The organism is Ensifer sp. 22521 (assembly GCF_052044795.1).
Taxonomy (GTDB): Bacteria; Pseudomonadota; Alphaproteobacteria; order Rhizobiales; family Rhizobiaceae; genus Ensifer.
The window spans coordinates 67,336-79,143 of the sequence record NZ_JBQENM010000009.1 but is presented as its reverse complement, the minus strand read 5'-3'; the positions used below and the strand labels follow the sequence as shown (position 1 = coordinate 79,143).

Sequence of the window (11,808 nt, the reverse complement as noted above, 5' to 3'; positions counted from 1 at the left end):
CCGGAAGACGGGGTCCTGTCTTCCGGATGTGGCTGATGCGTCTGTTCCCACACGGGGCGAGGTACCTCAGCGGCACCACCCCGATTCGCAGCTTCTATTCGGCTGCAATTGCGACGGGCATATGACCCGCCAGGTATTTCTCGGTCTCGAGCGCTGCCATGCAGCCCATGCCGGCCGCCGTCACCGCCTGACGATAGATGTCGTCCGTCACGTCGCCTGCGGCAAAAACGCCGGGCACGTCGGTCGCCGTCGAATCGGCCGCGGTCCACAGATAGCCGTTGGACTTTTGCCGAAGCTTGCCTTTGAAAAGTTCGACCGCCGGGGCGTGACCAATCGCGACGAACACCCCGTCGGTGACCATGTCGGAGGTTTCGCCGGTCTTGGTGTTGCGCAGCTTCACGCCGTCGACCGAGGCGGGCATCGGCGGCTTGGCCGGTGCGCCCAGATATTCGACGACCTCGTGGTCCCAGATCACCTTGACATTCGGCTTGGCGAACAGGCGCTCCTGCAGGATTTTCTCGGCGCGGAAGGAATCGCGGCGGTGCACAACGGTGACGGTCTTGGCAAGGTTCGACAGGTAAAGCGCTTCTTCGACGGCCGAGTTGCCGCCGCCGACGACGATGACATCCTTGTTGCGATAGAAGAAACCGTCGCAGGTGGCGCAGGCCGAGACGCCGAAGCCCATGAAGGTCGGCTCGGTCTCGATCCCGAGCCACTTCGCCTTGGCGCCGGTGGCGATGATCAGGGCGTCCGCCGTCCAGTCGGTGCCGCTATCGGTCTTGATGCGGAACGGACGCACGGACAGATCGACGTCAGTCACGAGATCGTTGACGATCTCGGCACCGACATGGGTCGCCTGCTTCAGCATCTGCTCCATCATCCACGGGCCCTGGACCGGGTCGGCATAGCCCGGATAATTCTCCACGTCGGTGGTGATCATCAACTGGCCGCCCTGTTCCAGGCCGGCGATCAGCACCGGCTCGAGCAGGGCGCGCGCCGTATAGATGGCGGCCGTATAACCGGCCGGGCCGGAGCCGATGATCAGCACTTTCACGTGACGGGCAGTCATAGTCTTGTCCTTCGTTCACGGGGAGAGGGAACGCTCTCGTCCGATTCCATTGCGTCAATGGGAAATAGTTCCATAGTTTAGGTATTCCCTACCACGACTTTCAAGGGCGTCGGCCCTGATACACACAAGTGCTTGAGCGCCAAGCCTAGTTTTGCCACCAGATGACGCGTTTGTGCACCAGGTTTCGGCCATGCGATCCGTCTTTACCGAGCCATGCGCCGGGAGCAGTGCGACAGCGGAATTAATGCCGCATCGGGCCAAGCCGATGCCGCTTCGGACGGTGGCGGCCCATTTTTGCGGTAAGACCGGTGTCAGCCATGCCATTTTCCCGCGAATAGTCGGCGGGACTGCTTGTTGTCCAGCGGGTTTGGCGATATTTCACGCGGATTCACTTTGCTGGAGAAGCATATGGGGTTGAATGCCGGCCGTGCTTGGTTCCATCGCGCTGCGCTCGGCCACGCACCGACTCGAGACGACCTCGCCCTTCTGGAGCGCGCCTTGCCGAGAATCTCGACCGAGATGATCGCCGCTGCGCCGGGATAGGGGACGCACCAGTCAACATCGCCGGCCATCGGGGCCAGCTCAACCGTCAGCAAATACAAAGTTTTTGACTTTGCCCTCGCGCAAAAAGTCACCACGCAAAAAGGACGAACGTTCATGACGAAACAAGTCGAGCTCGACGCAATCGATCTCAAGATCCTTCGCGAGCTCCAGCGTGATGGCCGGATGACCAATGTCGATCTCGCCCAAAGGGTTGGCATCTCTGCGCCGCCGTGCCTCAGGCGCGTGCGCAAGCTCGAGGAAACCGGCGTCATCAAGGGCTATCACGCGCTGCTGAATGCACCGGCACTCGGCTTCGATCTCGTCGCCTTCTGCATGGTCGGTCTGAAGCGCCAGTCGGAAGCGGACCTGAAGGCTTTCGCGGCCGCCACCGCCGAATGGCAGATCGTCCGCCAAGCCTGGACAGTTTCCGGCGAAAGCGACTTTTTGCTGCATTGTGTCGCCGAGAATCTGACAGCTTTCCAGGATTTCGTCATCGAAGTGCTGACGGCCAACGAACGAGTAGACACGGTGCGCACGATGCTGACCATTCGCCAGGTCAAGGATATCGGCCTCGTTCAGATCTAAGGCCCGCCCATGAACAAGCTTCCGCTTTCCGCCTTCATCATCTGCCAGAACGAAGAAGCCTACCTCGGCAATTGCATCGAGAGCCTCGAGCAATGCGCGGAAATCGTCATCGTCGATTCCGGTTCGAGCGACGGCACGCCGGTACTCGTGCAGTCCTATATCGACAAGGGTTGGCCGATCCGTTTCCTGCATGAGCCGTGGCGAGGGTATGCCGGCCAGAAGCAGTTCGCCCTGGATCAGTGCACGCAGCCGTGGTGCCTCAACATCGATTCCGACGAGCGCCTGGATGAGCCGCTGAAGGCGCTGCTGCCATCGCTGCTCGATGCACCGGCGGAGACGGTCGGCTGGCGCGTCGCCCGCAGGCCCTATCTGATCGGTTACGGCTACACGCCCGAGCGGGTGCACGAGCGGCGGAACCTCAGGCTGATCCGCCAGGGCAGGGGACGCTACGACCTCAATCAGAAGGTCCATGAGGGGATCGTTCCGGATGGCGCCGTCAGTGCCGCACGCAAGGGAAGCCTGCTGCATTACCGGCCGCTGATCATCGACGAGCAGATCCTCAAGGAAAACAAATACTCGACGCTGAAGGCAGACCAGCAGTTTGCGGCCGGAAAGTCCGCGCGACCCTACAAGATGCTGTTCAGCCCACCGCTCTATTTCTACCGGCTCTATTTCCGCAATGGCCTTTGGCGCTGCGGCTTTCCGGGTTTCATCGAAGCGACGACGGGGGCGGTCTACGCCTTCCTGACCGCAGCCAAGATCTATCAGAGGCACGCGCTGAAGCGCCGTCCGAACCATGACGACATGGATCGGCGCCAGACCAGCCCGTGAGGTTCCCATGAAAATCATGCACTTTCATTTCGGCAAGGACGGCGGCGCAGAGCGCTTCTTCGTTCATCTGGTGAATGCGCTTGGCGAGCGCGGCGTCGAGCAGACCTCGGTCATCCGGCCCGGACGCATCTGGCGGAAGGATATCGAAGGTGCAACGCGCATCATCGAAAGCAATTTCCGCAACCTGTCGCTCGACCGGATCCTTTTGCCGATGAAGGTCAGCAGCATGGCGCGCCGCGAGAAGCCGGACGCGCTCTTTGCCTGGATGCCGCGCGCCAGCCGCCTCATGCCGAACTACAAGGGCTGCATCAAGATTTCCCGCCTCGGCGACTATCCGCTGCGTCTCGACTATTTCCGCAATACCGATTGTCTCGTCTGCAACACGCCCGGAATTGCCGAGCATGTGCGCAAGATCGGCTGGAAACGCGACGTCGAGGTGATCTCCAACTTCACCGGGACGGAACGCGTCGCGCCAGTCAGTCGCGCCACGCTCGACACGCCGGAGAATGTGCCGGTCGTCATGTCGATGGGCCGGTTCGTGCCGCGCAAGGGCTTCCACACGCTGATACAAGCCATCGCCAAGGTGCCGGACGCCTATCTCTGGATGGTCGGCGACGGCGAGGAGCGGGAAAACCTCGAGAAACTTGCGGCCGACCTCGGGGTGGCAAAGCGTGTGCGCTTTGCCGGCTGGCAGAAAGATACGCGGCCGTTTCTCGCCGCTTCGGACATTTTCGTCATGGCATCGAGCCATGAACCGCTCGGCAATGTCATCCTCGAGGCTTGGGCACAGGGCACGCCTGTTGTCTCCAGCCGTTCGGAAGGGCCGCAATGGTTCATGCGCGATGGCGAGAACGGCTTGATGGTCGATATCGGCGACGCCGACGGTTTTGCCCAGGCGATCGACCGCATCGCGAGCGACGCGTCACTGGGCGAACGCCTCGCCGAACGCGGCCACGAGACCTTGATGAACCAGTTCTCAAAACAGGCGATCACTGACGCCTACTTGAAGCTCTTCGCTTCAAAACGCTGAGCTAATTTCGCTCGCGCGGCTGCCACACGAATGGCAGCCGATCAGGAACGCATCAGCCGTTCATAGACGGCGTTGATCGCACGGGCCTCGCCCTCGATGGCGAAGGAGGCGCAGGTCAGCCCCAGGCCGTTGGCGCCTGCCATCGTACGACGGCGATCATCGTCCATGAAGCCGGCAGTCGCCTCAACCATCGCCTGCAGATCGTTTGCCGCAATGACCGTGCCGGTTTCCTGCTCGCCGACGACGACCAGTTCCGAAAACGCACCGACATCGGTCGCAATAACCGGCACACCGGTTGCCATGGCTTCGAGCGGCGTCAGACCAAAACCTTCCCAGCGCTGCGGCGCGATGAAGAGGTCGAGCGCGCGATACCAATCGGGAATGTTGGTGTGCTCGCCGACGAAACGGATGCGGTCCGTCAGACCGGCTTTTGCGACCCGTTCCTTCAACTCGTTCTCGAACGCCACATGCGGGCCGGTCGCGCGCCCCGCGACGATGGCACTCCAGCCCGGCCGGCAGGGGAGCAACGCGATCATGCTATCAACGAAGAGGTCGGTTCCCTTCTGCTTACGCACCCGTCCGAAGCAGCCGACATATTTCTGCTCCGGATCGAGCCCGAGCGCAGACTTGGCGGCGACTGTATCCGCCGGCGGCTGGAAGCGTTTCGTGTCGATGCCGTGCAGGATGACCGTGTTCGGTACTTCGAGATAGGCGGCGGTCTTGCCGCTCGTCGCGATCACCGCATCCATCCTGGAGATCAGGAACTTGCTCCAGCCAGTGTGGCGCCGCTGCGAAGCCGAGGTGAAGACGATCTTCAGCTTCATGCCGAGCAGATCGCGCAGCACGATCGCCGGCAGCATCTCGACGTTACGGCGTGCATGCCAGACCCGGCAGGGCCGACCATCCGGTGCGCTCCACAAGCGCAGGAGATCGCGGAATCGGATCGAGGGCAGGGTGTCCGGCAGCCCCGGGCCAAGCACGGCGACCTTTTCGCCAAGCGCGCGCTGGATCGGAACCAACTGGATAATGGTGGACGTCACGCCCGAGAGGCGGCGCTTGAAATTGGGAGCGATGACCTCGACGTTCCGGATATCGGCCACGAAAGCGCACTCCTTGCGCGAGCAACGATCGTCTTTTGGAAAGAGAGAAATGGGGCGAAGGGAGGCTTCGCCCCTGCCGGGGCTGATCAGCCCCAGTTGACCGCGAGAATTTCGTAGGCCTTGGAGCCGCCGGGGGCGTTCACTTCGATGGAATCGCCGACTTCCTTGCCGATCAGGGCGCGCGCGATCGGCGACGAGATCGAGATGCGGCCAGCCTTCACGTCGGCTTCCTGGTCGCCGACGATCTGATAGGTCTTTTCCTCTTCGGTGTCCTCGTCAACGAGCTTGACCTTGGCGCCGAATTTGATCTTGGAGCCGGACATCTTCGAGAGATCAATGACTTCCGCGCGGGCGATCAAGTCTTCGAGCTCAGTGACGCGGCCTTCGTTGTGGCTCTGCGCCTCCTTGGCGGCATGGTATTCGGCATTTTCCGACAGGTCGCCATGTGCACGGGCTTCGGCAATCGCCTCGATGATTCGTGGTCGTTCTTCCTGCTGGCGCCAGCGCAGCTCCTCCTGCAGGTTGACGAATCCACCCTGTGTCATCGGCACTTTTTCGACCATTTCATTGTCCTTCATCAAGCACGAGGCGCNCGCCAACGCAAAAGAAAACGGTCTCCGGCGCGTAAACACCGGAACCGTCCGAAACTTCGAACCTTCGTTATAGCAGAAACGGAAGCGCGAAAGCCAGATATTTCGCCACCATCCACCGAAGCCAACAAACCATCCGCAACTTGTAGACGAAGGAAACCGGTGGCAAGTTTTGCAGAAACAGCTTTACCTCAACTGCGGTTGAGGTCGTATCAGAACTGCTCCTGCAGAATATCACGAGGAAGCATGGCCCATGGATCTTGCCAAGGACCACCACATCAAGACATGCCCGAACGCGGAGCCGCAAGCGGATGGCCGCTGGAGCGAACTGCTCCGGCCCGACTATCTGGCGGCAACGGTCACACTTTGCCTTGGGGTCGCACTCTTTGCGTTCAATGAATTTTTCATTTCGACGGCGCTACCGACGGCTGTCGCGCAGATCGGCGGCGCCACGCTGCTTTCATGGGCGGTTACGCTCTATCTCGTCTTTGCGATTCTCGGCGGGGCGCTTGCCGCCAATCTGAAGGCGAGGTTCGGCGCACGTGGCACGCTGATTGCTGCCGCCGTCGTATTTGTCGCCGGAACCATGATCGCGACGACCGCGAGCAGCATGCCGCAGGTGCTTGCCGGACGGGTGTTCCAGGGATTCGGCGAAGGTATCATCGCCGCGGTCTGCTACGCACTGATCCCGGAACTCTTCCCGCCGCGGCTGGTGCCGAAGATCTTCGGAGCCGAAGCCATCGTCTGGGCAATGGCCGCCTTCGGCGGTCCGCTCGTCTCCGGATTCCTGACGGAGCATTGGTCCTGGCGGGCGGCCTTCGGCGTCAATATTCCGGCAGCCGCAATCTTTGTCGTGCTCGTCCTCGCCATCGTGCCGGCACAAAAGCCACCAGCCAGCAAGCCACGTCCGATCCCGCTCCTGCGGCTGATTGTAGTCGGCGCCGGAATATTGCTGATATCGGTATCGACCACGGCCAGAAGCGTTCCCTTGACGGTCGCGGCGCTGGCGACAGCGCTGACGATCCTCTGGGCGGTGGTCCAGACCGACCGGCGCGCAGAACATTCGATCCTCCCTGCCGGCGCTTTCGCGCTCGCGAAGCCGCTTGGCACCGGCCTTTGGGTGGTGCTGCTGATGCCGCTGGCGCAGGCATCCGGCTCGATCTACCTCATCTATGGCCTGCAGCATGTGTGGAACTTCAGCCCGACGGCTGCCGGCTTTTCCGGCGCGCTGATGGCGATCTCCTGGAGCCTGACCGCAATTCTCGTTGCGAGCCTGCGCTCACATGATCTGCGCGTGAAGCTCACCCAGATCGGGCCGGCACTTCTCAGCCTCGGACTTGTCGGCCTGACGATCGCGGTCGCCATCGACGAATTCCGGCTGGTCTTTCCGAGCCAGATCGCGATTGGCGCCGGCTTCGGCATCTCCTGGGGCACGCTCAGCCAATTGATGATGGATGTATCGCCGCATAAGGAACGCGACAAGACGTCGGCCTTTTTGCCGACGCTGCAATCGGCCGGCTACGCTATCGGCGCTGCAATCTGCGGGCTTACCGCGAACCTTCGCGGCTTTGACGAGAAGGCAAGCGTCGCGACGATGCATGGCGCATTGTTCACCGTCTTCGTGGTCGCGTCCGTGATATCGACGGCAGCGCTCTATTTCGGCGTCAGAACCGTGCGGCTTGCAGCCAAACGATCGCGGCACACTCAAGGAGGAGCGGCGCTCGGGGCGCTCGCAGGAGACTAGAGCACCGTGCGTTCAGACAGGTGACGTTCTACAGCGCCGCGCGTCTTATCAGACGCGCAAAGGTCGCTGTAGCACTTTGATTTTCTGCATGTCTTTGTCCTTAAATCGAGGTCGATTTAAGGAGACATGCAGTAGGCAGCCGCGTGGAGCGGTGTACCGACGTGGNCCCGCTGCTCGCCGCCGCGCCCGATCGACGGAACGATCGTCGCCAACAGTCTGCGATTGCTGGAGAAAACTTCGACGTTCAGCGATCCATAGTCCGCGTCGCGGCCGATCTTGTCGGCGATGCGCTGACCATAATAGAGGGCCGAGCCCTCATCGAAATGGATGATGCCGTCCTCGTCGACGAAGTGCTCGTCGCCCCAATGCAGATCGAAGAAATAGAGTTGCACGATCTTGCCCTATATCGCGCCTTGCCGGAGGTTTCTCCGATCCCGAAGTGCGCAGGCGTATAAGAGCATGGTGCGGAAGAATGCAGGCTGAACCGCTCGTTCATCGGGCATTCAGCCGGAGATTCCGGACAAAGGTCGCGCCATACGGCATTCCCACACGGACGATCGTTTCGCGGAGCGAAAACGGCGCGCGAGATTGTCGCGCGCCGCTCTTCGTATCAGGCCTTGAAGTAGCTCTGCAGCGGACGCACTTCGAGGCTGCCGGCCTTCAGCGCCTTGATTGCATGAGCTGCCGCTTCCGCGCCGGCCATGGTGGTGTAGTAGGGCACCTTCTGCATCAGCGTCGCGCGGCGAAGCGACTTGGAGTCCGAGATCGCCTTGTTGCCGTCGGTCGTGTTGATGACGAGCTGGACGTGACGGTTGCGGATCGCGTCTTCGACGTGTGGCCGGCCTTCCTGGACCTTGTTGACCTTGGTAGCGGCAATGCCGTTTTCACCGAGGAAACGAGCGGTGCCGGCCGTGGCCATGACCTTGAAGCCGATATCGACCAGAATGCGGATTGCCGGAAGAACCCGCGTCTTGTCCTCGTCGCGCACCGAAACGAACACCGTTCCATCGCGCGGCAGGTCGACGCCGGCACCGAGCTGCGACTTGGCAAAGGCCAGCGCATAGTCGGTGTCGAGACCGATGACTTCGCCGGTCGAGCGCATTTCCGGACCGAGCAGGGTATCGACGCCGGGGAAGCGGGCGAAGGGGAAGACCGCTTCCTTCACCGCAATGTGCTTCAGGTTGCGCGGATCCGGCTTCTCGCCATAGGCGGCGATCGCGACATCCAGCGCTTCGCCGGCCATCACGCGGGCTGCGATCTTGGCGATCGGCGCGCCGATTGTCTTCGCCACGAAGGGCACGGTACGCGATGCGCGCGGGTTCACTTCAAGCACGTAGATCGTGCCGTCCTTGATGGCGAACTGCACGTTCATCAGGCCGCCGACATTGAGCGCCTTGGCAAGCGCTGCCGTCTGGCGTTCGAGTTCGTCGACCATGGCCGTGTCGAGCGTATGCACCGGCAGAGAGCAGGCGCTGTCGCCGGAGTGGATGCCGGCTTCCTCGATGTGCTCCATGATGCCCGAGACGAAAACGTCCTTTCCGTCGCAGAGGCAGTCGACGTCCACTTCCGTGGCATTCGTCAGGTAGCTGTCGAAGAGCAGTGGGTTCTTGCCGAGCAGCGTGTTGATCTGGCCGGTCTTGTCGTTCGGGTAGCGCTGCTTGATGTCTTCCGGAACGAGCCCCGGAACCGTGTCGAGCAGATAGGTCTGCAGCATGCTTTCCGAATGAATGATCTGCATGGCGCGGCCGCCAAGAACGTAGGACGGGCGCACGACCAGCGGGAAGCCGATCTCGGCAGCGACGAGGCGGGCCTGCTCGACCGAGTAGGCGATGCCGTTGCGCGGCTGATTGAGGTCGAGCTTCATCAAAAGCTTCTGGAAGCGATCGCGGTCCTCGGCAAGGTCGATCATGTCGGGTGCCGTGCCGAGGATCGGGATGCCGTTCTTTTCCAGCGCTTCGGCCAGCTTCAGCGGCGTCTGACCGCCGAACTGCACGATGACGCCGACAAGTTCGCCCTTTTCCTGCTCGGCGCGCATGATCTCGATCACGTCTTCGGCCGTCAGGGGCTCGAAATAGAGGCGATCGGAGGTGTCGTAGTCGGTCGAAACCGTCTCCGGGTTGCAGTTGATCATGATCGCTTCGTAGCCGGCGTCCTTCAGAGCGAAGGCCGCGTGGCAGCAGCAGTAGTCGAACTCGATGCCCTGGCCGATACGGTTCGGACCACCACCAAGGATAACGACCTTCTTGCGGTCGGAAACCCCGGCTTCCGACCGGGCGGCACCGACGAAGGGCGTTTCGTAGGTCGAGTACATGTAAGCGGTCGGCGAGGCGAATTCGGCGGCGCAGGTATCGATGCGCTTGTAGACCGGGCGAACATTCAGCGCGTTGCGCAGTTCGGCCACTTCCTTCGGGCGCTTGCCGCCGAGCGTGGCGAGGCGCGCATCGGAGAAGCCCATGGCCTTCAGCATGCGCAGGTTCTCGGCATCCTGGGGCAGGCCGTGCTCGCGGATACGTGCCTCCATGTCGACGATCGCCTTGAACTGGGCGATGAACCACGGATCGATCTTGCTCGCCTCGTGAACATCCGCCTCGCTCATGCCGAGGCGGAGCGCCTGGGCGACCATACGCAGCCGGTCCGGCGTCGGCGTGCCGATCGCGGCGCGGATGGCGTTGCGGCCATCGCCGTTGTCGTCCATGTCGGGGATTTCGATTTCGTCGAGGCCGGTGAGGCCGGTCTCAAGGCCACGCAGCGCCTTCTGCAGCGATTCGGCAAAGGTGCGGCCGATCGCCATAACTTCACCGACCGACTTCATCGCGGTCGTCAGAACTGGCGAGGCGCCCGGGAACTTCTCGAAGGCGAAGCGCGGGATCTTGGTGACGACGTAGTCGATCGAAGGCTCGAACGAGGCGGGCGTCGCGCCGCCGGTGATGTCGTTGTCGAGTTCGTCGAGCGTGTAGCCGATCGCGAGCTTCGCCGCGATCTTTGCGATCGGGAAGCCGGTCGCCTTGGAGGCGAGCGCCGAGGAGCGCGATACGCGCGGGTTCATTTCGATGACGACCAGACGGCCGTCCTTTGGGTTGACGGCAAACTGCACGTTCGAGCCGCCGGTCTCGACGCCGATCTCGCGCAGCACCGCGATCGAGGCGTTGCGCATGATCTGGTATTCCTTGTCGGTCAGCGTCAGCGCCGGCGCAACGGTGATCGAATCACCGGTGTGCACGCCCATCGGGTCGATATTCTCGATCGAGCAGATGATGATGCAGTTGTCCGCCGTGTCGCGGACCACTTCCATCTCGTATTCCTTCCAGCCGAGCACCGATTCTTCGATCAGCACTTCGGTGGTTGGCGACGCGTCGAGGCCACTGCCGACGATGTCGAAGAATTCCGTGCGGTTATAGGCGATACCGCCACCGGTGCCGCCGAGCGTGAAGGACGGGCGGATGATCGCGGGCAGGCCGACATCGTCGAGCGCCTGCGCGGCGATCGCCATCGCATGGTTCAGATAGCGCTGCTTGCGGTCGCCTTCACCGAGGTTCCACTGGTTCTCCAGCTCGTCGAGCGCCTTGTCGAGGTCCGGGCCGGACAGGCGGCCCTTCAGTTCGGCGCGCTCGGCCTCATGAACCTTGCGGTCGTGGTCCTTGATGTCGGTGGCGTTCGCCAGCCGCGACTTCGGTGTCTCAAGGCCGATCTTGGCCATCGCCTCGCGGAACAGTGCGCGGTCTTCGGCCTTGTCGATCGCGTCGGGCTTCGCGCCGATCATCTCGACATTGTAGCGGTCGAGAACGCCCATACGGCGCAGCGACAATGCGGTGTTGAGCGCGGTCTGGCCGCCCATGGTCGGGAGCAGCGCGTCCGGGCGCTCCTTCGCGATGATCTTGGCGACGACTTCCGGGGTGATCGGCTCGACATAGGTCGCATCGGCGAGGCCCGGATCGGTCATGATCGTCGCCGGGTTGGAGTTGACGAGGATGACGCGGTAGCCTTCCTCCTTCAGCGCCTTACAGGCCTGGGTGCCGGAATAGTCGAATTCGCATGCCTGACCGATGACGATCGGCCCCGCGCCGATGATAAGAATGGACTTGATATCTTGGCGCTTCGGCATGGTCGGTCATCCGTTTCTAGCTGCGCGAAAAACCGGCCAAAGTGGGAGGTCACCGGCCGGGTACGCATTGATGGTCTTTTCAGGCTAGAAGCGGCTTATAGGCAAATGTATCTGCAAGCGAAACCCCGAAAATACCGGAATCGACAAGAAGCCGGCATATTTGCGCGTCCTCTGCTTTATCGCTCGCTCGGCGGCACTAAAACCGCGCCAAGGC

9 protein-coding genes are annotated in these 11,808 nt (G+C 62.0%); 4 read left to right on the top strand and 5 right to left on the bottom strand.

Translation table 11 applies throughout. The annotated features are described in order from the left end of the window. Nucleotides 1-94 precede the first annotated feature (94 nt). A complete protein-coding gene (trxB, locus tag ACTJKE_RS15470; RefSeq protein WP_057250287.1) occupies nucleotides 95-1,069 on the bottom strand; it encodes a thioredoxin-disulfide reductase in 975 nt (324 codons plus the stop codon). Between the two features lie 657 nt (nucleotides 1,070-1,726). Here trxB and ACTJKE_RS15465 point away from each other — a divergent pair. The 3 genes from ACTJKE_RS15465 to ACTJKE_RS15455 are packed head-to-tail and all read left to right on the top strand — an operon-like array spanning nucleotide 1,727 to nucleotide 4,058. Beyond that, complete coding sequence (locus ACTJKE_RS15465; protein ID WP_053247447.1) at nucleotides 1,727-2,197, top strand: Lrp/AsnC family transcriptional regulator; 471 nt, start codon at nucleotides 1,727-1,729, stop codon at nucleotides 2,195-2,197. 9 nt (nucleotides 2,198-2,206) lie between these two features. Beyond that, complete coding sequence (locus ACTJKE_RS15460) at nucleotides 2,207-3,028, top strand: glycosyltransferase family 2 protein (protein ID WP_110878593.1); 822 nt, start codon at nucleotides 2,207-2,209, stop codon at nucleotides 3,026-3,028. 7 nt (nucleotides 3,029-3,035) lie between these two features. Further along, the gene (locus tag ACTJKE_RS15455; RefSeq protein WP_440635993.1) at nucleotides 3,036-4,058 is read left to right on the top strand and encodes a glycosyltransferase; all 1,023 of its coding nucleotides are present in this window, start codon (nucleotides 3,036-3,038) and stop codon (nucleotides 4,056-4,058) included. Between the two features lie 41 nt (nucleotides 4,059-4,099). On the opposite strand, the gene ACTJKE_RS15450 is transcribed toward ACTJKE_RS15455, so the two are convergent. Together ACTJKE_RS15450 and greA are read right to left on the bottom strand one after the other, a co-directional pair. Beyond that, on the bottom strand, nucleotides 4,100-5,158 hold the full coding sequence (locus ACTJKE_RS15450) for a glycosyltransferase family 4 protein (protein WP_440635991.1): 1,059 nt from the start codon (nucleotides 5,156-5,158) through the stop codon (nucleotides 4,100-4,102). 86 nt (nucleotides 5,159-5,244) lie between these two features. After that, entirely contained in the window at nucleotides 5,245-5,721 is a 477-nt protein-coding gene (gene greA / locus ACTJKE_RS15445; protein ID WP_058324180.1) for a transcription elongation factor GreA, read from the bottom strand. Between the two features lie 280 nt (nucleotides 5,722-6,001). On the opposite strand from greA, the gene ACTJKE_RS15440 reads away from it, so the two are divergent. Next, nucleotides 6,002-7,492, top strand: a complete 1,491-nt coding sequence (locus ACTJKE_RS15440) for an MFS transporter (RefSeq protein ID WP_113512776.1) — start codon at nucleotides 6,002-6,004, stop codon at nucleotides 7,490-7,492. 116 nt (nucleotides 7,493-7,608) lie between these two features. On the opposite strand, the gene ACTJKE_RS15435 is transcribed toward ACTJKE_RS15440, so the two are convergent. Both ACTJKE_RS15435 and carB read right to left on the bottom strand, forming a co-directional pair. Then, nucleotides 7,609-7,884, bottom strand: coding sequence for a hypothetical protein (locus ACTJKE_RS15435; protein WP_440691948.1), 276 nt, complete (start codon nucleotides 7,882-7,884; stop codon nucleotides 7,609-7,611). Between the two features lie 218 nt (nucleotides 7,885-8,102). Next, complete coding sequence (carB, locus tag ACTJKE_RS15430) at nucleotides 8,103-11,594, bottom strand: carbamoyl-phosphate synthase large subunit (protein ID WP_112996161.1); 3,492 nt, start codon at nucleotides 11,592-11,594, stop codon at nucleotides 8,103-8,105. Between the last annotated feature and the right edge of the window lie 214 nt (nucleotides 11,595-11,808).